This window comes from Pseudomonas sp. (genome assembly GCF_030698175.1).
Lineage (GTDB): Bacteria > Pseudomonadota > Gammaproteobacteria > Pseudomonadales > Pseudomonadaceae > Aquipseudomonas.
The window spans coordinates 35,935-62,302 of sequence record NZ_JAUYNT010000014.1 but is presented as its reverse complement, the minus strand read 5'-3'; the positions used below and the strand labels follow the sequence as shown (position 1 = coordinate 62,302).

The 26,368-nt window shown below is 57.1% G+C and carries 24 protein-coding genes; all 24 read left to right on the top strand.

The window, feature by feature from the left end; genetic code table 11:
* Positions 1-30 precede the first annotated feature (30 nt).
* The 24 genes from Q8R10_RS06320 to Q8R10_RS06205 all read left to right on the top strand — a co-directional run bounded on the left by Q8R10_RS06320 (position 31) and on the right by Q8R10_RS06205 (position 26,361).
* Positions 31-2,853: a tetratricopeptide repeat protein gene (locus Q8R10_RS06320; RefSeq protein WP_305652065.1), complete on the top strand. Its 2,823-nt coding sequence runs from the start codon at positions 31-33 to the stop codon at positions 2,851-2,853.
* On the top strand, positions 2,853-3,626 hold the full coding sequence (gene rfbF, locus Q8R10_RS06315) for a glucose-1-phosphate cytidylyltransferase (RefSeq protein WP_305652062.1): 774 nt from the start codon (positions 2,853-2,855) through the stop codon (positions 3,624-3,626). The genes Q8R10_RS06320 and rfbF overlap by 1 nt, the downstream gene beginning before the upstream one ends.
* A complete protein-coding gene (gene rfbG / locus Q8R10_RS06310; protein WP_305652060.1) occupies positions 3,608-4,690 on the top strand; it encodes a CDP-glucose 4,6-dehydratase in 1,083 nt (360 codons plus the stop codon). Before rfbF ends, rfbG begins: the two co-directional genes overlap by 19 nt.
* Positions 4,687-5,247 (top strand): dTDP-4-dehydrorhamnose 3,5-epimerase family protein, encoded by a 561-nt coding sequence (locus Q8R10_RS06305; protein WP_305652059.1) that lies wholly within the window; start codon positions 4,687-4,689, stop codon positions 5,245-5,247. Before rfbG ends, Q8R10_RS06305 begins: the two co-directional genes overlap by 4 nt.
* Positions 5,244-6,467: a class I SAM-dependent methyltransferase gene (locus Q8R10_RS06300; protein ID WP_305652058.1), complete on the top strand. Its 1,224-nt coding sequence runs from the start codon at positions 5,244-5,246 to the stop codon at positions 6,465-6,467. Before Q8R10_RS06305 ends, Q8R10_RS06300 begins: the two co-directional genes overlap by 4 nt.
* A 1-nt stretch (position 6,468) precedes the next feature.
* Positions 6,469-7,377: an NAD(P)-dependent oxidoreductase gene (locus Q8R10_RS06295; protein WP_305652056.1), complete on the top strand. Its 909-nt coding sequence runs from the start codon at positions 6,469-6,471 to the stop codon at positions 7,375-7,377.
* A gap of 39 nt (positions 7,378-7,416) precedes the next feature.
* A complete protein-coding gene (locus Q8R10_RS06290; RefSeq protein WP_305652054.1) occupies positions 7,417-8,184 on the top strand; it encodes a cephalosporin hydroxylase family protein in 768 nt (255 codons plus the stop codon).
* Between the two features lie 523 nt (positions 8,185-8,707).
* Positions 8,708-10,294: a flagellin gene (locus Q8R10_RS06285; RefSeq protein WP_305652052.1), complete on the top strand. Its 1,587-nt coding sequence runs from the start codon at positions 8,708-8,710 to the stop codon at positions 10,292-10,294.
* Positions 10,295-10,648: 354 nt separating this feature from the next.
* Positions 10,649-12,229, top strand: a complete 1,581-nt coding sequence (locus Q8R10_RS06280; RefSeq protein ID WP_305652050.1) for a flagellin — start codon at positions 10,649-10,651, stop codon at positions 12,227-12,229.
* A gap of 72 nt (positions 12,230-12,301) precedes the next feature.
* A complete protein-coding gene (locus Q8R10_RS06275) occupies positions 12,302-12,664 on the top strand; it encodes a flagellar protein FlaG (RefSeq protein WP_305652048.1) in 363 nt (120 codons plus the stop codon).
* Between the two features lie 73 nt (positions 12,665-12,737).
* Positions 12,738-14,222: a flagellar filament capping protein FliD gene (gene fliD / locus Q8R10_RS06270; RefSeq protein WP_305652046.1), complete on the top strand. Its 1,485-nt coding sequence runs from the start codon at positions 12,738-12,740 to the stop codon at positions 14,220-14,222.
* On the top strand, positions 14,222-14,614 hold the full coding sequence (fliS, locus tag Q8R10_RS06265; protein WP_305652044.1) for a flagellar export chaperone FliS: 393 nt from the start codon (positions 14,222-14,224) through the stop codon (positions 14,612-14,614). Before fliD ends, fliS (Q8R10_RS06265) begins: the two co-directional genes overlap by 1 nt.
* Positions 14,615-14,692: 78 nt before the next feature.
* A complete protein-coding gene (gene fliS / locus Q8R10_RS06260; protein ID WP_305652043.1) occupies positions 14,693-15,070 on the top strand; it encodes a flagellar export chaperone FliS in 378 nt (125 codons plus the stop codon).
* A gap of 30 nt (positions 15,071-15,100) precedes the next feature.
* A complete protein-coding gene (locus Q8R10_RS06255; RefSeq protein ID WP_305652041.1) occupies positions 15,101-15,397 on the top strand; it encodes a flagellar protein FliT in 297 nt (98 codons plus the stop codon).
* Between the two features lie 238 nt (positions 15,398-15,635).
* Complete coding sequence (locus Q8R10_RS06250) at positions 15,636-17,114, top strand: sigma-54 dependent transcriptional regulator (RefSeq protein WP_305652039.1); 1,479 nt, start codon at positions 15,636-15,638, stop codon at positions 17,112-17,114.
* A 119-nt stretch (positions 17,115-17,233) separates the two neighbouring features.
* Positions 17,234-18,466: a PAS domain-containing sensor histidine kinase gene (locus tag Q8R10_RS06245; protein WP_305652037.1), complete on the top strand. Its 1,233-nt coding sequence runs from the start codon at positions 17,234-17,236 to the stop codon at positions 18,464-18,466.
* Positions 18,456-19,886 (top strand): sigma-54 dependent transcriptional regulator, encoded by a 1,431-nt coding sequence (locus Q8R10_RS06240; protein ID WP_305652035.1) that lies wholly within the window; start codon positions 18,456-18,458, stop codon positions 19,884-19,886. Before Q8R10_RS06245 ends, Q8R10_RS06240 begins: the two co-directional genes overlap by 11 nt.
* A gap of 219 nt (positions 19,887-20,105) precedes the next feature.
* Positions 20,106-20,435: a flagellar hook-basal body complex protein FliE gene (gene fliE, locus Q8R10_RS06235; RefSeq protein WP_305652033.1), complete on the top strand. Its 330-nt coding sequence runs from the start codon at positions 20,106-20,108 to the stop codon at positions 20,433-20,435.
* Positions 20,436-20,450: 15 nt separating this feature from the next.
* Positions 20,451-22,241 (top strand): flagellar basal-body MS-ring/collar protein FliF, encoded by a 1,791-nt coding sequence (fliF, locus tag Q8R10_RS06230; RefSeq protein WP_305652031.1) that lies wholly within the window; start codon positions 20,451-20,453, stop codon positions 22,239-22,241.
* A gap of 94 nt (positions 22,242-22,335) precedes the next feature.
* On the top strand, positions 22,336-23,352 hold the full coding sequence (fliG, locus tag Q8R10_RS06225; RefSeq protein ID WP_305652029.1) for a flagellar motor switch protein FliG: 1,017 nt from the start codon (positions 22,336-22,338) through the stop codon (positions 23,350-23,352).
* Between the two features lie 15 nt (positions 23,353-23,367).
* Positions 23,368-24,183 (top strand): flagellar assembly protein FliH, encoded by an 816-nt coding sequence (gene fliH, locus Q8R10_RS06220; protein WP_305652027.1) that lies wholly within the window; start codon positions 23,368-23,370, stop codon positions 24,181-24,183.
* Positions 24,173-25,531, top strand: coding sequence for a flagellar protein export ATPase FliI (fliI, locus tag Q8R10_RS06215; RefSeq protein WP_305652025.1), 1,359 nt, complete (start codon positions 24,173-24,175; stop codon positions 25,529-25,531). Before fliH ends, fliI begins: the two co-directional genes overlap by 11 nt.
* 3 nt (positions 25,532-25,534) lie before the next feature.
* Positions 25,535-25,984 carry a flagellar export protein FliJ gene (fliJ, locus tag Q8R10_RS06210; protein WP_305652024.1) on the top strand — a complete coding sequence of 150 codons (450 nt, stop codon included), beginning with the start codon at positions 25,535-25,537 and terminating at the stop codon, positions 25,982-25,984.
* A 71-nt stretch (positions 25,985-26,055) separates the two neighbouring features.
* Positions 26,056-26,361: an STAS domain-containing protein gene (locus Q8R10_RS06205; protein ID WP_305652022.1), complete on the top strand. Its 306-nt coding sequence runs from the start codon at positions 26,056-26,058 to the stop codon at positions 26,359-26,361.
* The last annotated feature ends 7 nt before the right edge of the window (positions 26,362-26,368 follow it).

The window sequence follows — 26,368 nt, the reverse complement described above, 5'->3', positions numbered from 1 at the left end:
AAAAGTGCTGGAAAACTGACGGGATACTGCATGCAAATCGACACCGAATGGCTAGTGGAGTTTTTTCGGCGGCAACTGCGCCTCGGCTTCGAGGAGGGCGATTACACCCGCACCCGCAACTGTTGTAATGGCTTGCTGCGCCATCAACCTGAGGATCGCGAAGCTTGGGCCATGCTCGGTGAGGCGGCGCTGGCCAGTCATGACAGCGCCACCGCCAAACGCGCCTTTGACAAACTGCTTGAGCTTGAGCCGGCGCAGGTCGAATACGCCATGCAATTGGCCAAGGCATATCTGCAGCTACAAGACTGGCCGGCCGCCCGCGCCGCCTTGCAGCAGGTACTTGAGTTTGAACCTGAGCATGCAGAGGCGCGCGACACCCTCGAGTTGATCGCCCAGTTGCACCAGCGCTTGCAATTGATCAGTCAGTTTGCCGAGGTGGAGCCTGGGCGCAACGATCCCTGCCCCTGTGGCAGCGGCCTTAAATACAAAAAATGCTGTTTGGCCAAAGGCTCGCAGCAGGTGTTGAAGCAGCGCCTGCTGGAGGCCTTTGCCGCCGCCGACTGGAACAATGTGCTGTCGCTGGCCAGCGATATTGAAAGCCTGGATCCTGCCTTGCTGCGGGCTGCAAGTTTGGCGCGCTATTACCTGGGGCAGCGTAAGCCGGCGTATCCGTTGCTCAAACAAGCTTGCCGGGCCTTTGCCGATGACATGGAGCTGCTGGCCGCACGGGCTGACTTGGAACTCGACAATGACATCACCTTGGCACAACGTCTGGCCCAGCAAGTGTTGGCGCAGGATGCCAGCCAGTGGCGGGCCGCATTGGTGTTGGCCGCCTGCCATGCGCGCCGGCAAGAGGGCGCCGAGGTGGAATCGACTCTGCGCCAGCTGACGCAAAGCCATCCCGAATGCGACATGGCTTGGCAGCGGCTTTGGAGTTTCTATAGCGGTGCGCAGCGAGTTGAGGATGTTTTGGCGGTGGCCCGAGCCTGGCCGCAAGCCTGTCCGAAAAATGCGGATGCCTGGGTACAACTGGGTATGGCTTTGTTGTTGATTGATATCGCCACCGATGAGGCAAAGCAGTCACTTGAACATGCGCTTAGCATCAATGTGAATCATCACGAAGCACTTTGCTGGCTGGGTATGTGGTACCAGAAACAGCAAGATCCGCAGACTGCGCTGGGCTTTCTGTTGCGCGGTCTGGAGCTGAAACCGGACTATCAGCCGGGTTGGAACATGCTCGGTGGTGTGTATCAGTCCGTGGGTCGTCAGCATGAAGCCGAGGGCTGTTTTATGCGGGCGCTGGCCATTGCTCCTGACCAGGCTAAAGCCTGGAACAACTTAGCTAACACCTATTTGGATGCTCAATTGCTCGATGAGGCTGAGAAGGTCATGCAGGTTGGCCTGGCATTGGATCCGAGTGAGCCCAACTTGTGGAATAATTTAGGCAATATTTTAGGTGCGGGACGTCGCTTGAAGGAGGCTCGTGTCGCTTATCAGAAGGCGCTGGAGCTAGATCCTAACTTTAATCCGGTGTTAATAAACCTGGCTGGCGTTGAGGCTAACTTAGGCAATTTGGATGGTGCTATCGAACTGCTTCGTGGCGTGCTCGATGGTCCGCTGGCCCGTACCAATACCTTGTTTTTCGCCAACTACCATGCAGATTGGAGCGGCGAGCAAGTCTTCGCGATTTATCAGGATGTGGTGCAGCGTTACTTTCCGCCGCGGCACTATTTTGATTACCCCAATAAGCTTGATTCTAAGCGCCGTTTGCGGATTGGTTATGTCTCACCAGACTTTCGTCATCATGTCTGTGCGTTATTTATTGAGCCGTTGCTGAGTCAACATGATCACGCCCTGGTTGAGGTGTTCGCCTACTCACTGGTGCGCCGTGAAGATCAAGTTACTGAGCGTTTCGTGGGTTATGCCGATCATTGGCGGCACTGTGTAGGGTTGAGTGATCTGGCGATAGCCGAGCAAATTCGAGCCGATGGAATTGATATCTTGATTGATTTGGCCGGTCATACTGCAGGCAATGGCCTCAGCATTTTCGCGCTAAAACCGGCTCCGGTGCAGGTTAGTTGGTGGATGGGTTTTGCCTTCGGCACTGGGCTTAAGGCTGTTGATTATTTCCTCGCCGATGCAGAAATGCTCCCGCAGGGCTGTGAGTCGTCTTTCGCCGAGCAGCTTTGGCGTATGCCAGGGCCGGCCATTGCGTATCAGCCCAACCCGCTGATGCCTGAGGTTACGCCGCTGCCGGCAGTGCAGAACGGTTACATTACGTTCGGTAGCCTGACTCGGCCTGTGCGTCTTAATCACCGAGTGATCCGTGTATGGTCAGAGTTACTCAGGCGTGTGCCTGGCTCACATTTGACCCTCGATAGCGGCTCTTTCGATGACCAGAGTTTACGTGAGCACTATTTGACGCTGTTTGCTGAGCAGGGTATCGAGCCTGAGCGGTTGCATTTTGGTTTTACCTCGCCGGTGTGGGATGTGCTCTCGACGATGGACATCGCTTTAGATTGTTTCCCGCATAATTCCGGCACCACGCTCTATGAAAGTCTATGGATGGGATTGCCCTACGTCACGCTGCGTGATCGACCGTCAATGGGCCGGGTCGGTTCGTTGATTCTCGGCGGTTTGGGTCGTCAGGAGTGGGCTGCCGAGACCGAAGAGCAATACCTCGATAAATTGGTACTGCTGGCTTCTGATATCGAGAAGCTGGCGCTTATTCGTCAAGGGTTACGTGAGGAAATGCGCGCTTCGAAGTTATGTAATGCAGCAGATTTTACCCAGCGCATGGAACAAACCTACCAGCAGATGTGGCAGCGCTTCTGTGAACAAGGAGAACAATAATGAAAGCAGTCATTCTGGCCGGTGGCCTGGGCACGCGCATTAGCGAAGAATCGCACTTAAAGCCTAAACCGATGATCGAGATCGGCGGCAAGCCGATTCTCTGGCACATAATGAAGCAGTACTCGGCCCACGGCATTCAGGACTTTGTCATTTGCCTGGGCTACAAGGGCTATGCGATCAAAGATTTTTTCGCCAACTATTTTTTGCACACCTCCGATGTCACCTTTGATATGCGCAGCAATCAGATGGAAGTGCATCAAAACTACAGCGAGCCGTGGCGGGTGACCCTGGTCGACACGGGTGAGGAAACCATGACTGGCGGGCGTTTACGCCGCGCGGGTGCCTATCTGGAAAACGAAGAAGCCTTCTGCTTTACCTATGGCGATGGCGTTTCTGACCTGAATATCGCCGCGCTGGTAGCCTTTCATCAAGCGCACGGCAAACTGGCCACGGTTACCGCCGTGCAGCCGCCGGGTCGTTATGGCGCATTGGAACGTGATGGTAATGCGGTGCGTGGTTTCACCGAAAAACCGCGTGGCGATGGTGGCTGGATCAATGGTGGCTTCTTTGTGCTGTCGCCCAAGGTGCTGCCCCTGATTGCCGACGATGACACCTCTTGGGAAGCCGAACCCTTGATTCAGTTGGCTGCGCAAGATCAACTGCAGGCCTTTCAACACGAAGGCTTCTGGCACCCGATGGACACCCTGCGGGACAAGAACTACCTGGAACAGCTCTGGCAAAGTGGAGAGGCCCCGTGGAAGCAGTGGTCTTAGATCGGCAGTTCTGGGCAGGAAAACGGGTATTACTCACCGGCCATACGGGCTTTAAAGGCGGCTGGCTGGCGCTGTGGTTGCGCAGTTGGGGCGCGCAGGTAACGGGCTTCGCCTTGGCGCCCAATACCATTCCAAGTTTGTTCGAGTTGGCGCGGGTCGGCGAGGGCATCGACAGCCGGATCGGCGATTTGCGTGACCTGGCTGCACTGCAGGCGTTGGTGAATGAGGTGCAGCCGGAAATCGTCCTGCACCTGGCCGCGCAACCGCTGGTGCGCGAAGGTTATCGCGACCCGGTCGGTACCTATGCCAGTAATGTGATGGGCACCCTGCATCTATTGGAGGCAATTCGCCACGTGACCTGCGTGCGCGCCTGCGTGCTGGTGACCACCGACAAGGTCTACGCCAACCAGGAGTGGGCCTGGTCTTATCGTGAGAATGAAGCCCTTGGCGGGCATGACCCCTACAGCAGCAGCAAGGCCTGTTGTGAGTTGTTGGCGCAGTCTTTTGCCTGCTCCTATTTTCCAGCCGGCCGCTACGCCGAACATGGCTTGGCCATCGCCACGGCGCGGGCCGGCAATGTGCTGGGCGGTGGCGACTTTGCCGCCGACCGACTGATCCCCGACGTGTTTGCGTCTTGGTCGCGGGGCGAGCCGGTGACCTTGCGCTACCCGCACGCAGTGCGCCCGTGGCAGCACGCGCTGGAGCCGCTGGCCGGTTACCTGCAGCTGGCCCAAGGACTGTATCAGCAAGGTTCGGCAGTGGCCGGGGCGTGGAACTTCGGCCCGGTCGAGGCGGATATGTGCAGTGTCGGTGCGGTGGTCGAGCGCCTCGCGGCGCGCTGGCCGGCAGCGCCGGGGTTGCAGATTGAAGCGAGTGACTTGCATGAGGCCGGTTTACTGCGCCTGGACAGCAGCCGCGCCCGCCAGCTACTCGGCTGGCACCCCCGCTGGTCGCTGGACACCTGTTTGCAACGGACCCTCGACTGGCACCTGGCGTGGCAACGTGGCGACGATTTGTCGGCGCTGACGCTGCAGCAATTGGCGGACTATTGGAGTGCGGAATGAGTGAGATGAAGCTCATTGAGTTGCCGCTGGCTGGCTTGTTCTGCCTGCAGCACCAGGTCCATGAGGACCCGCGCGGGCGCTTCGCCCGGCTTTTTTGCGAGGGCAGTCTGGCCGCCTTCGGTCAGCCTTTTCATGTTCGGCAGATCAATCATTCACGCACCGACGAGCAAGGCACTGTGCGCGGCTTGCATTTTCAGCGCGCCCCCCAGGCTGAGGCCAAATTGATCAGCTGCTTGCGTGGTGAGGTTTGGGATGTGGCGGTGGATATTCGCCAGGATTCGCCGACTTATCTGCACTGGCATGCCGAGCATCTGGTCGCCGGCGATGGTCGCAGTTTGTTATTGCCGCCGGGTTTTGCCCATGGTTTTCAGGCGCTCAGCGCGGATGCCGAATTGCTCTATTTGCACAGTGCCGACTACGCCCCCGAGCATGAGGGTGGTTTGCGGGTGAGCGATCCGCGTCTGGCGATTAGCTGGCCATTGCCAGTGACTAATCTGTCGGCTCGCGATGCGCTGCACCCGCTAGTGGCTGAGGGTTTTCAAGGAGTGCGTCAATGAATTGTCGTGGTTGTGCCACACCGCTGTCCCTGTCTTTGATTGATCTGGGTACTGCGCCGCCGTCAAATGCCTACTTGGCCGCCGAGCAACTGAATCAGGCCGAGCAATGGGTGCCACTGCGAGTCATGGTCTGCCAGCATTGCTGGTTGGTGCAGACCGAGGATTTTCGTGCTGCGGACAGCCTGTTTGATGCCGACTATGCCTATTTCAGCTCCTACTCCAGTTCTTGGCTGGCCCATGCCGAGCGCTACGTCGCGCAGATGGTCGAACGTTTTGCCTTGGGCGCCCAGAGTGTGGTGGTGGAAATCGCCGCCAACGACGGTTATCTGTTGCAATACGTGGCTCAGCGCGGAATTCCGTGCTTCGGGGTTGAGCCCACCGCCAGCACCGCGCGGGCGGCGCGGGAGAAGGGCATCGAGATTCAGGAGCTGTTCTTCGGCGTGCAGACTGCTGAAACCCTGGTAGGGCAGGGCCGCTCGGCGGACTTGATGGTGGCCAACAACGTGCTGGCCCATGTGCCGGATATCAACGATTTTCTGCAAGGATTTGCCTGCCTGTTAAAGCCTGCCGGCGTGGCTACTTTTGAGTTTCCCCATTTGCTGCGACTAATGGCAGATAACCAGTTCGACACCCTTTATCACGAGCACTACAGCTATCTGTCGCTAACGGCGGTGCAGACCCTGTGTGCCCGTAATGGCCTGGCGATTTTCGATGTCGAGGAGTTACCGACCCATGGCGGCTCACTGCGGGTGTATGTGCAGCGAGTCGGCGGTCCGCAGGGGGCTAACGCCAGTGTCGCCGCATTGCTGGCGCGGGAAGAGCGTGCCGGCATGCGCACCGCGGCTTACTACGCGAGCCTCGCGCCGGCTGCCGAGCAGATCAAACATCAGCTGTTGCGTTTTTTGCTGCAGGCCAAGGCTGACGGTAAGCGGGTAGTGGGCTATGGCGCGGCGGCCAAGGGCAATACCTTGCTCAACTACGCCGGGGTGCGCGCCGATCTCTTGGCCTGGGTCGCCGATGCTAACCCGCATAAACAGGGTAAATACTTGCCCGGTAGCCGCATTGCCGTGGTGGCGCCGCAACGTATCGCCGATGAAAAACCCGACTACGTGCTGGTGCTGCCGTGGAACCTGCTCGATGAGGTCACCCAGCAGTTGGCCGAAGTGCGCTCTTGGGGCGGCCAGTTCGTCGTCGCAGTCCCTCAGCTGCGCAAGTGTTGAGATGAGCAGCGTACTGGTTACCGGCGCCGGCGGTTTTGTCGGCAGATATGTGCTGCAGGAGCTGCTGGCTAAAGGTCTGCAGGTGCATGCTGTGCATGGCCTTAATTCGGCGGCTGGTGATCCGCGCGTGCAATGGTATCGAGTTGATTTGCTCGATGGTGTGGCGGTTAGTGCGCTGCTGGCCAAGCTGCGTCCGCAGCAGTTAGTGCACCTGGCGTGGTGCGCGAAGCCTGGCAGTTACTGGACTTCGGCGGAAAATCTGTTGTGGGTTCGCGCGACCTTGGAGTTGCTTGATGCTTTTCGGCTTAACGGCGGTGAAGCTGCGGTAATTGCCGGCACCTGTGCCGAATACGACTGGCGCTATGGCTACTGCCAAGAGGAGCTCACACCTTTGCAGTCGGCGACGGTTTACGGTCGCTGCAAAAACGCGGCGCGGGAGTTGAGTGAGGTCTTTACCCAGGTGCACGGAATGCCGGTCGCCTGGGGGCGGATCTTTCAAGTCTATGGCCCGCACGAGCCGTCGGGGCGGCTGCTGCCCGCGACTTGTCAGGCTTTGTTGCGTGGGCAAGAGGCGCGCTGCAGCCACGGGCAGCAGTTGCGTGATTTTATTCATGTTAAGGATGTGGCCAGCGCGCTATTGCACTTGCTTGAAGTGCAGGCTTGCGGCGCCTTCAATATTGCCAGTGGGCAACCAACACGGTTGCAAGCGGTGGTTGAATACCTGGCCAGCCAACTCGGTCGGCAGGAGCTGCTACGGTTTGGCGCTATCGCGGCACCGGCCGGCGATCCGCCGTTGCTGGTGGCCGATATACAAAAGTTGACGAGTCTTGGCTGGCAAGCACAGGTGGATCTGCACAGTGGTTTAAACGACACCTTGGCGTGGTGGCAAAACAGTCTTCAGCACAATTAACCAAGCTAAAAACTAAGACAATAAAAGTGGGGCACAAGCATGAAACTGACGGTAGACACGGACAACAACAAGTTGATTCTGGATGAGCACGGCGTTACTCGCGAGCTTGAGCTTTACACCGATGAGTCGTTTGAGTTGCTTTCCAAAGAGTGGGTGCGCTTGGGCTGGAACCAAAAATACCCCTATACCTTTTCATGGATGGGCCGACCGGTGATCCAGTTGCCGGAAGACATGCTGCGCATTCAGGAGGTGATTTACCAAGTTAAACCGGACGTCATCATCGAAACCGGCATCGCCCACGGCGGCTCGCTGATTTATTACGCCAGCTTGTTCAAGGCTATGGGCAAGGGGCGGGTGGTAGGTGTGGATATCGAAATTCGTCCGCACAACCGTAAGGCGATTGAGGAGCATGAGCTATTCAGCTACCTGACGTTGATCGAGGGCAGTGCTGTTGCGGACGAGGTGGTGGCGCAAGTTCGGGCACAGATCAAACCGGGCGAAACTGTGCTGGTAATTCTTGATTCCAACCATACCTATGCCCACGTCAGTGAAGAGCTGCGGCTGTATTCACCCCTGGTGTCGCTGGGCTCTTATATTGTTTCCACCGATGGTGTGATGCGCGATTTAACGGATGTCCCGCGCGGTAATCCGGGCTGGGGTACGGATAACCCGTCACAGGCAGCGCTGGACTTCGCTCAAGACAATTCACAGTTTCTGCTTGAGCAACCTGCATGGCCGTTTAACGAAAGTAGTTTGAGTCAAAACATTACCCATTGGCCAAATGCTTGGCTCAAGCGCATCGCTTGATGGCTGGATGTCGAGGAGCTTCATAAGGAGCTCCTCGCAGTATTTCGGAGCACAAATCCCCCCTCTAATTACCCGTTATCAATGAACATCACCTCTGCCGTCTCGCTCAAACTCTTGGTTAAAAGCGGTCATTTTTTGGGCGCTAGCAAGTCTATTCAGTTGCAGAAAACCACCTAGATTCAGGTCTATGCAAATCCTCCCCAATGGCTGATCGCAGATGCTTGTGCGACTCAGTTGCGCCCTGGTTGTTACAGCAGATTGAATTCGCTTTGCGTCTTGTCGTACTTAACGTGAGCATCACGATTGCCAGCGGCAATAAACCGGCAAAAGTTTGCCGCTGCATTTATGTGTCGTTTTTAATTCATTGATTTATAAGGGTTATATTTAATTTATGTAGTTGGCATGGAAGTCGCATGTTGAGTTTTGTCAGCACATTTAGTGCCCGTGGCTCTCCCATCTAAGGATGCAGACCCGGAGCGCCTGACTCAGGCGGACTTAGTAAAAATCTCTGGAGGAAGAGACCATGGCCCTGACAGTCAATACCAACGTAGCTTCACTGAACACTCAACGAAATCTGTCCAATGCAACCAAAAGCTTGGACAGTTCTTTGCAGCGGCTATCAACCGGCTTGCGTATCAATAGCGCTAAAGATGATGCTGCAGGTCTGCAAATAGCTAACCGTTTAACCAGTCAGATCAATGGCTTGAACGTGGCGGTACGCAACTCCAATGATGGCATCTCATTATCCCAAACGGCTGAAGGTGCATTACAGCAGTCAACCGGGATTTTACAGCGCATTCGAGATTTGGCTCTGCAGTCGGCCAACGGTTCTAACGGTGCCAGTGAGCGTGCTGCTCTGCAGACTGAAGTCGGGCAGCTAAAACAAGAGCTCGACCGCATTGCGGAAACCACCACCTTTGGTGGGCGTAAGATTCTTGACGGTACTTTTGGCTCACAAAGCTTTCAGGTTGGCGCCAATGCGTTTGAGACTATTAGCGTGTCAATTGGCGCGGCGTCGTCCTCACGTATCGGGGTAAATCGATTCAGCAGTGCGGTGCTAAACCCTGCAGCCCTTACCAACTCTCAAGCTGGCATCGCGGCCACCACAGTGGCTGACTATAACGCCGGTATAGCCGCAGGTATCGGTTATTCGTCGTCCCCGGCGACCACTGCGGGTCTGACCATTGTTGGCAAGCTGGGGGAGGCTTCGGTGGCTTTGGCTGCGGGCTCTTCGGCCCGTCAAGTAGCGGCAGGGATCAATAACGTAGTTGAGTCTACCGGGGTTACGGCGACAGCGCGGACGGGGGTGCGTCTCGAGACGTTCACCGGCACGACCACCAATACCGAAACTGTTAGCTTCAATTTGTATGGTGTGAATAACGCGCAGGAATCTGATGGCGTGGCTATTTCCGCAACCATTACGGATTGGACTGATCTGTCCAGTGTGGCGGATGCAATCAATAAAGAAACCGGCACCACCGGGGTTTCGGCAAGAATTACGCGTGAGGGCGGCGTTGAGCTAACGAGTGATCGTGGTGATGACATCTTGCTGACCGACTTCACTTCGGCAACTGCCGCTATTGGCTTTAGTGCGCAGACGTTAGCCTTCACCGGCGACGATGGTACCGCTGTTGATGAAAGCGATGAGATAGGGTTGGCGCAGGTAGTCACCAACGGCCAAAGTTTTGTCGCAGTGGGGCAGTTACGTTTGGAGTCCCCGGACACCTTTGAGGTGCAAAACTTTGACATTATTGATGGTGGTCTGCAGGCAGCCAGCGTGTTTAGCTCGCTTAATAGTGCCTCGGAAGTGGATGTTGGCACTGCCATAGGTGCGCAGAATGCCCTGGGTATTATCAGTGGCGCGATCGCCAATATTGATAGCCAGCGAGCCCAGTTGGGTGCAGTGCAAAACCGCTTCGAAAACACCATTGCTAATTTGCAAAACATTGGTGAAAACGCTTCTGCTGCCCGCAGCCGGATCCGTGATACCGACTATGCCGCAGAAACCTCGGAGTTGACCAAGAACCAAATCTTGCAACAGGCCGGCACCGCCATCTTGGCGCAAGCCAATCAACTGCCGCAGGCCGTACTCAGTCTGCTGCAGCAGTAAGCTTTGTTGCAGTGGCCTGTGGGAGAGGGCTTGCGCTCCTCCCGCGGCCTAGTTTTGTGGCGTATCGTTGTTTGCAGTGCATACCGGGGGCGCGAAGTTAAGTGTCACCGCGCTTCTGTGGAAAATTTTCTCTGGTGGCCAGTCTGGGTGAGCACTTTGGCTTGCGGACTGTGGTGCTAACTGTTTGATTGCTCAGGAAATAAAAAAACTTTAAAACTTCAGCTTGACTCGCCCTAAAGTTAGGCCGGCGAGCGCCGATACAAAGATCGAATGCGAACTTTATTGGGTGTCTGAGCTACAGGCCCGAAGCGCGCAGGCTCAGGCATATAAGTCGGTCCTTTGGAGGCAAACATCATGGCCCTAACAGTCAACACCAACGTCGCGTCGCTGAACACTCAGCGCAACCTAACCACTTCGTCTAAGGGTCTGGATACCTCTTTGCAGCGTTTGTCGACCGGCTTCCGGATCAACAGCGCCAAGGATGATGCTGCCGGCCTGCAGATTTCTAACCGCCTAACCAGTCAGATCAGTGGCTTGAACGTAGCTGTGCGTAACTCCAATGACGGCATCTCGCTGTCGCAAACTGCTGAAGGCGCATTGCAGCAGTCGACCGGCATCTTGCAGCGCGTACGTGACTTGGCCTTGCAGTCGGCTAACGGCTCTAACGGTGCTAGTGAGCGCGCAGCATTGCAGGGTGAAGTGTCGCAGCTAACCCAAGAGTTGAATCGTATTGCTGAAACCACCAGCTTCGGTGGTCGCAAAATTCTCGATGGCACCTTTGGTTCGCAGAACTTTCAGGTTGGCGCAAACGCGTTTGAAACAATCGCGGTCTCGATTGGTGCGGCTTCAGCTTCGCGGATCGGCGTCAATCGGTTCAATAGTGCGGTAGCCAACGCTGTTGTATCGTCGAGCCAGGCCGGTATTGCTGCCTCGGGTATCGCTAACTACGCGGCGGGTACTGCCGCCACTGTTGGTTACAGCTCATCACCTGCGACTACTGCAGGTTTGACTGTCGTCGGCAAACTGGGTGAGGCTTCAGTGGCATTGGCTGCGGGTTCGTCTGCACGGCAAGTGGCGGCAGGCATCAATAATGTCTCCGACACCACCGGTGTTAGCGCTACTGCTCGCACTGCGGTCCGTCTTGAAACCTTTATTGGTACCACTGCTGGCACGACTGCGACCTTGAGCTTCAATCTGTATGGTTCCAATAATGCTTTGGAAGGTGATGGTGTGGCCATCTCGGCTACCGTGACTGATTTCACCGATCTCTCTAGCGTGGCCGATGCGATCAACAAGGAAACTGGCACTACTGGGATTGCGGCCAAGGTTACCCGTGAGGGTGGGCTAGAGCTTACCAGTGAGCGCGGCGACGATATTCTGTTGGCCGACTTTAGCGCTACTGGTGCTACAGGTTTTAGCGCGCAAACGCTGGCGTTCACCGGCGATGACGGTACTGCTGTGGATGACAGTGATGAAATTGGCACTGCTGCAACGGTGGTCGCAGGTGCAGGGTTTGTGGCAACTGGGCAGGTTCGTGCCGAGTCGGCCGATGCTTTTGAGGTGCAGAACTTTGACACCATTGATGGCGGCGCCCAGGCGGCTAGTAAGTTTAGTACGCTAAACACCGTGTCTACTGTTGATGTAAGCACCAGCATCGGTGCGCAGAATGCGCTGGGTGTAATCAGTGGCGCCTTGGCGAACATTGATGGCCAGCGTGCGCAGCTAGGTGCGGTGCAGAACCGTTTCGAGAACACCATCTCGAACCTGCAAAACATCGGTGAAAACGCCTCGGCTGCTCGTAGCCGGATTCGTGACACTGATTACGCTGCGGAAACTTCGGAACTGACCAAAAATCAGATCCTGCAGCAAGCCGGCACCGCGATTCTGAGCCAAGCTAACCAATTGCCACAGGCTGTACTTAGCCTGCTGCAATAAGCTGCTCAGCGTTAAACTACGGGAGTGAGGGCTATGCTCTTGCTCCCGTTACCTCTTTGTGAGGAGGAATGTATGGACATTAGCTCTACCCAAAAGTCGCTCCCTCTTGTCGATGCACAAGGGGCTGGGCGACTTTCACCCGTTACTGCTGTGGCCAATACAGCGGTGCCTGTGCCTGTGGCCAGTGCTGAGGTTGCCGCACCCAATGTAAGCAAAGAACAGCTTGAGGGGGCGGTTGCCACCATTCAAGACTTTGTTCAGTCGGTGCAGCGCAGCCTCAACTTTGCCGTTGACGAAAGCAGTGGCCAGGTTGTGGTTAAAGTTACAGATGCGGACTCTGGTGATGTGATCCGGCAAATTCCGTCGGAAGAGGCTTTAAATCTGGCCGAGAATCTGACTGAAGTGCGTAGCCTGTTGTTCAAAGCCGAAGCCTGATACCCCTTGGCACGGCTTTTGAATTGGTAACGCTCACAAGGCGTTATCAGTCATTTTTTTGGCGAGGTGCAACATGGCAGGCATATTAGGTGTGGGCTCTGGTATCGATATCACTAGTATCGTTACGGCTTTGGTCAATGCTGAAAAAGCACCCAGAACTGCGCAGCTAGATCGGCTTGAAAAAACCTCAACTAGCACGCTCTCTGCCATCGGCACTTTGCGTTCGGCGTTGGCTGAGTTCCAAACCAGCTTAACGGCGCTTAATAAGTCGGAGCTTTATTCCGCGCGCACGGCCAGTCTTTCACCCTCAGGCAATTTGACTGCCGCTGCGACCACCGCTGCAGCCAATGGCAGCTATGCCTTGCAGGTCAAGCAACTGGCAGTCGGCAGTAAAGTCGGCCTGAAGTCCTTTGTTGAGCCGGTGCAGGTGACGGGCGGTCCGGCCGTTACCCCGGTGTCGTTCAGCACTGGAACCTTGACGCTCTCGGCCGGCGACCCGCTCGATGCCAATAACAGTAAACTGGTGGTGAGCATCACCTCAGCCAATAACACTCAAGCGGGTATTCGCGATGCGATTAATGCGCAGGGTGCGGCGAAAGGTTTTTCTGCCAGTCTGTTGACCGATGCTTCGGGCACACGCTTGGTGATTACCTCGTCAAATCTTGGTGATGCCAAGGATGTGCAGGTTGCCGCGAGCGAGACGGCCGCTGGCGGCAGTGTGTCTATATCTGAGCTTGGATTTAGCCCTGACGTTAATGTAACGCCGAGCTCTACCACCGGTGCAGCCGGCGTTATCACCCAGGCCAAGTCGGCGAGAATTTCAGTCGATGGCTTGCAGGTAGTTCGCGATACCAATGCAATTACCGGGGTTATTGATGGCGTCACCCTGACGCTAACCAGTGCTCAGTCGCAAGCCGACCAGGACGCTGGTAAGACCATCAGCCTTATTGTTGGTCAAGACAAATCAGGTGTTAAAGCTAACTTGCAAAAATTTGTTGAGGCTTACAACAAACTCACCAGTACGGCTGCGCAACTGACTAGCGTGGTTCAGGTTGGCGAGGGCAAGGCTCCCGTTACTGGGCCATTGCTGGGTGACGCGACAGTGCGCGGTTTGCAGTCTGGTATTCGCACGCAAATTTCAGCAGTGCAGAGTGATGGTGGTTTGCGCGCTTTGGCTGACCTGGGCATTACCACGCAAAAAGATGGCACTCTCAAACTCGACAGCGCCAAACTTGATACGGTGATAGCGACTAATTTCGATAAGGTGGCCGGCTATCTGTCTGGCGACAAAGGCTTGATTGGCCGTCTTAACGGTTTGGTCGATGGCTTTACTCGTACTGCCGGTGTGTTGGCGCAGCGCCAACAAGGTTTGCAGTCAACCATTAGCGGCATTGATAAACAAAGAACGGCGCTGGATTTACGGATTGCCAAGGTGCAAGAGCGGTTGGTCGCTCAGTACAGCGCAATGGACAGTTTGGTCGCGCGACTGAAAAAAACCAGCGAGAGCCTTACCAGTCAATTGGCTAGCCTGCCGGGCTTTGTGAAGAAGAGTAATTAATGACTAGCAATTCCATCGATACCTATGAGCAGGTACAGGGCGGGCACGAGATCAGCCCTTATCGCGCGGTACAGCTGTTGCTCGATGGCGCAGTTGAGCGGGTGCAGCTGGCCAAGCAGGCGCAAGCCGAGGGCGATGTGCCGGTGCGCGGTTTAGCCATTGGCACCACCATTACTATTCTGGGTGTGCTGCAAGCCAGTCTTGATAGGCAGCTGGGTGGTGAAATAGTTGAAAATCTGGATGCCTTGTACGACTACATGACCCGTCGTCTGGCTGGCGTTGCGCTGGATCAAAGCTCGAGTAGTCTTGATGAAGTGCTTGCTTTATTGGCGCAGATCAAGACTGCCTGGGATGCCATCGGCCCTGAGCAAGAGCCTGTTGCAACCCGCTAATGGTTGCAAATAAATGCTCAAGCTAGGCGTTGCAGCGCCGATACATAAGTTATCCACTCAGCATTTGGCGGAATATTTATGAATGCGCTCACGGCTATGCGGCAGTACAAGTCGGTCAATACTCAAGTTCAGGCCGTAGACGCCAGCCCGCATCGGTTAATTCAGATGCTGATGGAGGGCGGTTTGGCGCGCTTGGCCCAGGCTCGTGGTGCCATGGAACGCGGCGAAGTGGGTAAAAAAGGCGAGTTGATCGGCCAGGCCATCTCGATTGTGGGTGGCTTGCGCGAAGGCCTGAACCTTGAGCAAGGCGGCGAAATTGCGGCCAATCTCGATAAGCTTTACGAGTACATGGCCGTGCGCCTGCTTGAAGCCAATTTGCACAATGATCTAGTACCACTGGAAGAAGTGGCGGTACTGCTGCGCAACGTGAAAGCGGGTTGGGATGCAATTGCTTAAGTCTGACCCAGTACCGAGAGGAGCGATGTTATGAGTCCAGCAGTTCAGCTTCTCGAAACCACCGGCTCGGCGCTACGTGAGGCGCTGGCCACGCAAGATTGGAGTGCGATCGGTGCGCTCGATTTGCAGTGTCGGCAAGCGGTCGATGAGGCTATGGTTGAAACTGGGCGCGATGAGGCCGAGTTGCGTCAGCGCATGCAAGAGCTGGTCGATTTGTACCGTGAGCTGGTGTTGGTTTGCCAGTCGGAGCAGCAGCGCTTGGCCAAGGAGTTGGTTCAGTTGAATCAATCTCAACAAGGCGCCAAGGTTTATCAGCTGTTTGTTTGAGTGCTAAGTTTGTTGGCGTAAGAGTCAATTTTCTGTGCTTTCCCCCCGTTGTTTTGTAGCTCCCCTCTGTTTTCGCCTATTCGCTCACGTACCTAAGCTATTGATCGAAAAGGCAAAATAATCACGTCATAAAATTGACTATTGCGTGGCTTTTGACTTTACTAATGGCCAAGTGCCGGTGTAGTCAGATTTTTTGTTGCCGGGCCTCCCTTCCAAGCTGTCGAGTTTTAAAAATAAGATGTGGCGCGAAACCAAGCTTCTTCTGATTGACGACAACAGCGAACGCCGCCATGAAATGGCGGTGATTCTGAACTTTTTGGGTGAGGATCATCTTGCCTGCAGCAGTGCCGACTGGCGTGAGGCCGTGGCAGGGCTGGCTTCTAGCCGTGATGTGCTGAGCGTACTGCTCGGCGATGTTGAGGCGAGGGGCGGTGCGCTAGAGCTGCTTAAGCACGTGGTGGCCTGGGATGAGTTTTTACCCGTGGTGCTGATTGATTCTCAGGTGCCACCCGAGTGGCCGGAAGAGATCCGCCGGCGGGTGTTGGTCAGCCTGGAGATGCCGCCAAGCTACAATAAATTGCTCGATTCTTTGCACCGGGTGCAGGTCTATCGCGAGATGTACGATCTGGCCCGTGAGCGTGGCCGTCAACGCGAACCCAACCTGTTTCGCAGCCTGGTGGGTACCAGTCGCGCCATTCAACAAGTGCGGCAGATGATGCAGCAGGTGGTCGATACCGATGCCAGCGTGTTGATTCTGGGAGAGTCGGGCACCGGCAAAGAAGTCGTCGCGCGCAATCTGCACTATCACTCCAAGCGCCGCGATGCGCCCTTTGTGCCGGTTAACTGCGGCGCCATTCCCGCCGAGCTGCTCGAGAGTGAGCTGTTTGGCCATGAGAAGGGTGCGTTTACCGGCGCCATCACCAGCCGCGCTGGGCGTTTTGAGATGGCCAATGGCGGCACGCTGTTTCTCGATGAAATTGGCGACATGCCTTTGCCGATGCAGGTCAAGCTGCTGCGAGTGTTGCAAGAGCGCACCTTTGAGCGAGTCGGCAGCAACAAGACCCAAAGCGTCGATGTGCGCATCATCACCGCGACCCACAAGAATCTGGAAAAGATGATTGAGGACGGCAGCTTTCGCGAGGACCTGTTTTATCGCTTGAACGTGTTCCCCATCGAAATGGCCCCGATGCGCGAGCGAGTCGAAGATATTCCGCTGCTGATGAACGAGCTGATCTCGCGTATGGAGTTTGAAAAGCGCGGCTCGATTCGCTTTAACTCCGCCGCGATCATGTCGCTCTGTCAGCATGATTGGCCGGGTAACGTCCGTGAGCTGGCCAACCTGGTTGAGCGCATGGCGATCATGCATCCCTATGGGGTGATCGGCGTGATGGAGTTGCCGAAAAAATTCCGCCATGTCGATGATGAAGACGAGCAGCTGGCGGTCAGTGTGCGTGAAGACTTGCAGGAGCGCGCCGCCATTAACGCGGGATTGCCGGGCCTGGATTCACCCGCAGTGCTGCCGCCAGAAGGCCTGGATCTGAAGGACTATCTGGGCAACCTTGAGCAGGGGTTGATCCAGCAGGCGCTGGATGATGCCGGTGGCGTGGTGGCGCGGGCGGCGGAACGCTTGCGGATTCGGCGTACCACCCTGGTAGAGAAGATGCGTAAGTACGGCATGAATCGTCGGGATGACGATGAGGACCAGCCAGGCGATTGACGCTTGGCTTTAATGCTTTTGTATATCTTTGATAAGTAACGTTATTTTTTTAGGCATGAGTATTGCTAGTTCTCTCTCACTAGACCGTTTTATGACGGCTCGCTGCGCGAGAGAGAACTATGAAGCCAGTCACCCGCCTGACCCCCGCCACTGATTTGCAGGTTGCTGCGCCGGTTGAACCGACTAGCCGCGCGAACCTCGAACAGGCGTTTGCCGTGTTCAATCAGATGTCGTCGCAACTCAGTGACTCCTACAACTTACTCGAGACCCAGGTCGCTGAGCTTAATGGTCAGTTGGCACAGGTCAGTGCGCAGCGCATTCAAGAGTTAGCCGAGAAGGAGCGTCTGGCCCAGCGTCTGCAAAGCTTGCTCGATCTGCTCCCTGGTGGCGTGATAGTGCTCGATGGTCAGGGTGTGGTGCGCGATGCCAATCCGGCCGCCTGCGGCTTCTTGGGTTTGCCCTTGGTGGGTATGCTCTGGCGCTTGGTGATTGCCCGCAACTTTGCCCCGCGCGAGGACGACGGCCATGAAATTTCTCTCAAAGACGGCCGCCGCCTAGCCATGGCGACCCGCTCGCTGAATGGTGAGCCGGGTCAGCTGATTTTGCTTACCGATCTGACCGAAACCCGGCGCTTGCAAGAGCAGTTGTCGCGCCATGAGCGGCTGTCGGCGTTGGGGCGGATGGTCGCCTCTTTGGCCCATCAGATTCGCACGCCGTTATCGGCCGCCTTGTTGTACGCCAGCCATCTAACCGAGCAGGTGTTGCCGGCCGAACAGCAGCAGCGCTTCGCCGGGCGACTCAAAGAGCGGCTGTATGAATTGGAGCATCAGGTCCGCGACATGCTGGTGTTCGCCCGTGGCGAATTACCTCTGCCGGATCGCTTAACCCCCAGAGACCTGTTTGACGCCTTGCGCTCGGCGGCCGAGGCGCATGTGCAAGAGCGCGCGGTGCGTTGGCAGTGCGACAGCCATAGCGGCGAGTTGCTGTGTAACCGCGACACCTTGGTCGGCGCGCTGATGAATCTGGTCGAAAACGCCCTGCAGGCGGCGGGCCCCGCATCACGCTTGAAAGTGCATCTGTACAGCCGTGGCAGTTCGCTGCGGCTGTGCATCAGTGACAACGGTAGCGGTATCGACAGTGCCATCTTGGCCCGTTTGGGTGAGCCGTTTTTTACCACCAAAACCACCGGCACCGGTTTGGGGTTGGCAGTGGTGCAGGCGGTGGCGCGGGCCCATCAGGGTACTTTGCAGTTACGTTCAAGGGTGGCGCGCGGTACCTGCGCGATTCTGACCTTGCCGCTGATTCATGCGGGCAATAATCGCGACACAGGAGTAAAGAGTCATGCTTGCTAAAGTTCTGTTGGTTGAGGATGACCGCGCATTGCGCGAGGCGCTGGCCGATACCCTGATGCTCGGTGGGCATGCCTATTGCGCGGTGGACAGCGCCGAGGCGGCGCTCAAGGCGTTGGCGCAGGAGTCGTTCAGTCTGGTGGTGAGCGATGTGAATATGCCGGGCATGGATGGCCATCAATTGCTCGGCCTTATTCGGGCGCGCTACCCGCAATTGCCGGTGCTGCTGATGACCGCCTTCGGCGCGGTTGAGCGGGCCGTGGATGCCATGCGCCAAGGCGCGGCGGATTATCTGGTCAAGCCCTTTGAGCCGAAAACCTTGCTCGACCTGGTCGCCCGGCATGCCTTGGGCCGTGTCACGACCTTTGACGGCGAGGGGCCGGTGGCGTGCGAGCCGGCCAGTCAGCAATTGCTGGAGCTGGCTTCGAGGGTGGCGCAAAGCGAATCGACGGTGCTGATTACCGGCGAGTCGGGCACCGGTAAAGAGGTGTTGGCGCGCTATATCCACCAGCAATCGCCACGGGCCAATAAGCCCTTTATTGCGATTAATTGCGCGGCGATCCCCGACAACATGTTGGAGGCCACGCTGTTTGGTCACGAGAAGGGCGCCTTCACCGGCGCTATTGCTGCCCAGCCGGGTAAGTTCGAGCTGGCCGAGGGTGGCAGCATTTTGCTCGATGAAATTTCCGAGATGCCGCTTGGGCTGCAGGCCAAATTGTTGCGGGTCTTGCAGGAGCGTGAAGTTGAACGGGTAGGGGCGCGTAAACCGATTAACTTGGATATTCGGGTGCTGGCCACCAGCAACCGTGACCTTGCTGGCGAGGTGGCGGCCGGGCGTTTTCGTGAAGATTTGTATTATCGCTTGTCGGTATTTCCCTTGGCTTGGCGGCCTTTGCGTGAGCGCGCCGGCGATATTCTGCCGCTGGCTGAGCGGTTGCTGGCCAAGCACGTCAAAAAAATGAAGCATGCGCCAGTGCGCTTGTCGGCGCCGGCGCAAGCCTGCCTGATCGCACACCCCTGGCCAGGTAATGTGCGCGAACTGGACAATGCCATTCAGCGTGCGCTGATCCTGCAGCAGGGCGGTTTGATTCAACCGCAAGATCTCTGCTTGGGCACTCAGATTGGCCAGGCGATTAGCCCGCAGGTGCTACCGCCGTTGTTGGTTGCCTTGCCGACGAGTGCGGTACCGGCATTTGCCGAGCGGGTGCTGGTGGAGAGCAGCATGGCTGTCTCTAATGGCGCGCTGGGTGAAGACCTGCGCCGCCGCGAGTTTCAGTTGATTGTTGATACCCTGCGCGCCGAGCGCGGACGGCGCAAAGAGGCCGCTGATCGGCTGGGGATCAGCCCGCGCACCTTGCGTTACAAGCTGGCGCAGATGCGTGATGCCGGTATGGATGTGGAGTCCTATCTGTTCGCCAGTTGAGTGGCTGTAGGTCTTTCGCCCTGCGTGCGAGGCCTGTGGCAATTTTCGAGTGACTTCATCGGCGGCCTGGTTGGGGCGCCGATGTCTGCTGCTTGCGGATTTTTCGGCCGAATATTTAGTAACTAACTCGCCCCATCGCCACTAGCTGGCACCCTTGTTGCAATCGTCTCTGCATCGCGCCGCGAAGCGTCAAAAAACCGCGGCCAGTGGAGGAATGTGATGAGCCAAGGTATCGAATTCAATCGCCTGATGTTGGAAATGCGCTCCATGCAGACCGAGGCGATGGCGCGCCCGAAACCTGCTGCCAGCGTGCAGGAGGCCGGTGCGCCAAGCTTCTCTGACATGCTTGGGCAGGCGGTCAATAAGGTTAACGATACCCAGAAGGCTTCCAGTCAATTGGCGACTGCCTTTGAAATCGGCAAGAGTGGCATTGACCTAACGGATGTGATGATCGCTTCGCAAAAAGCCAGCGTCTCGTTTCAGGCCGTGACCCAGGTGCGTAATAAACTGGTTCAGGCTTATCAAGACATCATGCAGATGCCGGTTTAACAGCGAGACTAAATCATGGCCACAGCCCTCGATACGCTTCCTGCCACTACCAGTTCGGCAGAGTCCAAACCGCCGCTGTTTGGCCTGACCTTTTTAGAAAACCTGGCCGGTATGACCATGCTCCGCCAGGTTGGTTTGCTGGTCGGCTTGGCCGCCAGCGTGGCGATTGGTTTTGCCGTGGTGCTGTGGTCGCAACAACCGGACTATCGCCCGTTGTATGGCAGCCTGTCGGGCTTGGACACCAATCAGGTGATCGAGACGCTGACGGCGGCCGATATTGCCTACAGCCTGGAACCCAACTCGGGTGCTTTGCTGGTCAAGGCCGAGGATCTGCCGCGCGCCCGCTTGAAACTGGCCGCCGCCGGGGTTGCGCCGAGCGACGGTAATCATGGTTTTGAAATGCTCGATCAGGACCAAGGTCTAGGCACCAGTCAGTTTATGGAAACCACCCGTTATCGGCGCAGCCTCGAGGGCGAGCTGGCGCGGACGGTATCGAGCCTGAATAACGTCAAGGCGGCGCGGGTGCATTTGGCCATCCCTAAGGGTTCGGTGTTTGTCCGTGATGAGCGTAAACCCACCGCCTCGGTGCTGGTTGAGCTGTACCCGGGGCGCAGCCTGGAGTCGAGCCAGGTGATGGCGATTGTTAACTTGGTCGCCACCAGCGTGCCGGAACTGGATAAGTCACAGGTGACGGTGGTCGATCAAAAAGGCCAGTTGCTCTCCGAGCAAGGCGAGAACTCAGAACTCAGCATGGCCGGCAAACAGTACGACTACAGCCGGCGCATGGAGGGGATGTTTACCCAGCGGGTACACAATATTTTGCAGCCGGTACTGGGCAGCGGCCGTTACAAGGCGGAAGTCTCGGCGGATGTTGATTTCAGCGCGGTGGAGTCCACCTCGGAGATGTTCAACCCCGATCAGCCGGCACTGCGCAGTGAGCAGAAGGTTAACGAACAGCGTCAAGCCGGCTTGGGCGCGCAAGGCGTGCCCGGCGCCTTGAGCAATCAGCCACCGGGGCCGTCCTCGGCGCCCCAGCAAACCGGCGGCGCGGCGGCCGCCGGCGCGCCGCCGGCGATTGCTGCGGGTAACCCGTTGCTGGATGCCAATGGTCAGCAGGTGATTGATCCGGCCACCGGCCAGCCGATGCTGGCGCCATTTCCGGCGGATAAACGTGAACAATCGACGCGTAACTATGAGTTAGATCGCTCGGTTAGCTACACCAAGCAGCAGCAAGGTCGTTTACGCCGGCTGTCGGTGGCGGTGGTGCTGGACGACCAAAGCAAGGTCGATGCGAAAACCGCCGAGGTCACCCATGTGCCCTGGACGGCCGCCGAGCTCGCGCGTTTTACCCGCTTGGTGCAAGACGCGGTGGGTTTTGATGCCAGCCGGGGTGACAGTGTCAGCGTGATTAACACGCCATTCGTGGCGCAGGAGGGCGATGAGATCATCAGCGTGCCGTTCTACACCCAGCCCTGGTTCTGGGACATTATCAAGCAGGTAATGGGTGTGCTGTTTATCCTGCTGCTGGTGTTTGGCGTGCTCAAGCCGGTGCTGAAAAATATCAGCAGCGCCGGCAAAGGCCACGGGGGTGGCGGTCATGGTGGCGATGTAACACTCGGCGCCATGGGTGGCTATGGCGGTGAGCTGTCCGATGATCGGGTCAGCATCGGTGGGCCACAGAGCATTCTGCTGCCCAGCCCCACTGAGGGGTATGATGCACAATTGAACGCCATCAAGGGGCTGGTGGCTGAGGATGCCGGGCGGGTGGCCCAGGTTGTAAAAGAATGGATCAATGATGGTGAATAATGAGTAGCCAGGGATGCCGCTCAAGCGTGTCGCGCAACTCAAGTGCGGTCAAAGAGTGGATCAATGATGGCGAATAGACAGTGGATTAACCGAGATGAGTGAAGCACGTACCCCAGCCAAGTTGAGCAAGGTCGATAAAGCCGCCATTTTGCTGCTCTCGCTCGGTGAAACCGATGCCGCGCAAGTGCTGCGCCATTTGAGTCCCAAAGAAGTTCAGCGGGTCGGCGTGGCCATGTCGCATATGGGCAATGTGCAGCGCGAGCAGGTTGAAGGGGTGATGGGAGAGTTTGTCGACACAGTCGGCGATCAAACCAGTCTCGGGGTGGGCGCCGACGGCTATATCCGCAAAATGCTCACCCAGGCCCTGGGGGAAGACAAAGCCGGCAACCTGATTGACCGTATTCTCCTGGGCGGCAGCACCAGCGGCCTGGACAGCCTGAAGTGGATGGAACCGCGGGCGGTGGCCGATGTGATTCGCTTCGAGCACCCGCAAATCCAGGCTATTGTGGTGGCCTACTTGGACCCGGACCAAGCCGGTGAAGTGCTGGGCCATTTCGACCATAAAGTCCGTCTGGATATAGTCCTGCGGGTGTCGTCACTGAATACCGTGCAGCCGGCGGCGCTGAAAGAACTCAACCAGATTTTAGAGAAACAATTTTCCGGCAGCTCAAGCAACACCCGCGCAGCAATGGGCGGGGTTAAGCGGGCGGCGGACATCATGAACTTCCTCGACAGCACCATCGAAGGCCAGCTGATGGACTCGATCCGTGAGGTCGATGAAGACCTGTCCACCCAGATCGAGGACCTGATGTTTGTCTTCGACAACCTTGCCGATGTTGATGACAAGGGCATTCAAGCCTTGCTGCGTGAAGTGTCCTCCGATGTGCTGGTGATCGCGCTCAAGGGCGCCGATGAGGGCATCAAAGAAAAAGTCTTCAAAAACATGTCCAAGCGCGCCGCAGAGTTGCTGCGTGATGACCTGGAAGCCCGCGGGCCGGTGCGGGTTAGTGATGTTGAGACGGCGCAAAAAGAAGTCCTCACCATTGCCCGACGTATGGCTGACGCTGGCGAGATTATGCTCGGCGGTGCTGGCGGCGAAGCAATGATCTAAGCGAGGAAGTCTCAGATGGCGGCTAAGGAAGTTCCCAGCGAATTGATTCGCGCTAAAGATGTCAGCAGCTTTGATCGCTGGAGTTTGCCCAGTTTCGAGGCGGACGCGGTTACTCCGACTTATCTGCCGGAGACGCCGGCTGCCAGCCAACCAGCAGCGTCTGAGGCAAGCGCTGCGCAGGGCGAAGAGGTGGAGCTGGAGTCGGTCAAACCGTTGACGCTAGATGAGCTCGAAGCGATTCGTCAGGACGCCTACAACGAAGGTTTTGCCGTCGGTGAGAAAGACGGTTTCCATGCCGGGCAATTAAAAGCCAAGCAAGAGGCGGATGTCGCTTTGCAAGCCAAGCTTGCCCGTCTTGAGCTGTTGATGGGCCAATTGTTGGCGCCGATCGCCGAGCAAGATCAGCAAATTGAACAGGCGCTGGTGAAGTTGGTGAACCATGTTTGCCGCCAAGTGATTCGCCGCGAGTTACTGTGCAGCTCCAGTCAGCTTACCCAAGTGTTAAGCGAGGCCCTCAAATTGCTGCCGATGGGCGCTGGCAATCTGCGTATTCATATCAATCCGCAGGATTTCGAGTTGGTTAAAGCCCTGCGCGAGCGCCATGAAGAAAGCTGGCGGATTCTCGAAGATCAGCAGCTATTGGCCGGCGGCTGCCGGGTCGAAACCGAGCACAGCCAAATTGATGCCAGCATCGAAACCCGCTTGGAGCTGGCGCTTAAGCAATTGTTTGAGCAGCAGCGCGAGCAGCTCAGCAATCCCCCTGTGGCAGATTTGTCACTGGATTTAAGCGCTGCCGTCGACGTTACTGCGGAGCCCTCTGATGCGTCTTGAACGCAGCAGTTTTAGCAAGCGCTTAAGCGGCTATCAAACCGCCGTCAATCTGCCCGAACGGCCAGTGGTTGAGGGCCGACTGCTGCGCATGGTGGGCCTGACCCTGGAAGCCGAAGGCTTGCGCGCCGCTCTGGGCAGTCGCTGCATGGTGATCAATCAAGACAGTTACCACCCGGTGCAGGTTGAGGCTGAAGTCATGGGCTTCTCTGGCGGGCGAGTATTTTTGATGCCGGTGGGTAATCTGGCCGGGATTGCGCCGGGCGCACGGGTGGTGCCGCTGCCAGATTCCGGGCGCTTGCCAATGGGCATGTCGATGCTCGGCCGGGTGCTCGACGGCGCCGGCCGTGCCCTGGATGGCAAGGGCGGAATGAAGGCCGAAGATTGGGTACCCCTCGACGGCCCGACCATCAACCCACTTAAACGTGAACCCATTAATCAACCCCTGGATGTCGGCATTCGCAGTATTAATGCCTTGCTGACCGTAGGCCGTGGTCAGCGCCTGGGCTTGTTCGCCGGTACTGGGGTGGGTAAGAGCGTGCTGCTGGGGATGATGACGCGCTTTACCGAGGCCGACATTATCGTGGTCGGGCTGATCGGCGAGCGGGGCCGTGAGGTGAAGGAATTTATCGAGCAGATCCTCGGCGAAGAGGGGCTGAAGCGTTCGGTGGTGGTGGCCTCGCCTGCCGATGAGGCGCCCTTGATGCGCCTGCGGGCGGCCATGTACTGCACGCGAATCGCCGAATATTTTCGCGATAAGGGCAAAAACGTGTTGTTGCTGATGGATTCGCTGACCCGTTTCGCCCAGGCCCAGCGCGAGATTGCCCTGGCTATCGGTGAGCCGCCGGCGACCAAAGGCTACCCGCCCTCGGTGTTTGCCAAATTGCCCAAGTTGGTTGAGCGCGCCGGTAATGCCGAAGCCGGCGGCGGCTCCATTACCGCCTTTTACACCGTGTTGTCGGAGGGTGATGACCAGCAGGACCCTATCGCCGATGCCGCCCGCGGCGTGCTCGACGGCCATATAGTGCTGTCGCGGCGCTTGGCCGAGGAGGGGCATTATCCGGCCATTGATATCGAAGCCTCAATCAGCCGGGTGATGCCGCAGGTGATTACGCCGCAACATCTGCGCGAGTCGCAACGCTTCAAACAACTCTGGTCGCGTTATCAGCAGAGCCGCGATCTGATCAGCGTCGGCGCTTATGTGCCCGGTGGTGATCCGCAGACCGATCTGGCCATTGCGCTGCAACCGGCCATGGCGATGTACCTGCGCCAAGGCCTGGATGAAAGTGAAAGCCTGCAGCAGAGCGGTTTGCAATTAACTGCGCTGTTTAATCCCCAGGCGGGCGCTTAAGTTATGCCGCCAAGCCGTGCCGCTAGGCTGGCGCCAGTGGTTGACATGGCCGAACGCGCCGAGCGTGAGGCCGCCAGAGCGCTGGGCCGCACGCAGTTATTACTGACCCAGGCCGAGATTAAGCTCGGTGAACTGGAGCACTACCTTGGTGATTACCAGCAGCAATGGCTGACGCAAGGCCGGCAGGGTGTTTCTGGACAGTGGCTGATGGGCTATCAACGCTTTCTGTCACAGCTGGAGACGGCCATTAACCAGCAGCGACAGGCTGCGGCCTGGCACCTCAATAATGTAAACAAAGCGCGCGAAGTTTGGCAGCAGCGCTATGCTCGTTTGGAGGCTTTGCGCAAGTTGGTGCAGCGCTACCAGCAAGAGGCGCGGCAGGCAGAGGACAAACGTGAGCAAAAAATGCTCGATGAGCTGGCGCAGCGCTTAAGCGGCGCAGAGCAACGCTGAATAGGGGTTGCCCTGCGGATGGGGCAGTGCTAAATGTTCTGCCGGCTGTTGACAACAATAAGGAGCTGTTTATGACCATTACCACGCAGATGTCTGCCGATGAGCAAGAACTGACGATTTTCATTCAAGGACGTTTCGATTTCGGCGCTCACCAAGAGTTTCGTGATGCTTACGAGCGTGTCGATAGCACGCCTAAACGCTATCTGGTGGACTTGCAGGGCACCACCTACCTGGACAGTTCGGCGTTGGGGATGTTGCTGCTGTTGCGCGATCATGCCGGTGGCGATCATGCGCAAATTCGCTTGGCTAACTGCAATGCCGACGTACGCAAAATTCTCGCCATCTCAAATTTTGAGCAACTGTTTAAAATCGCTTAAGGCTGCT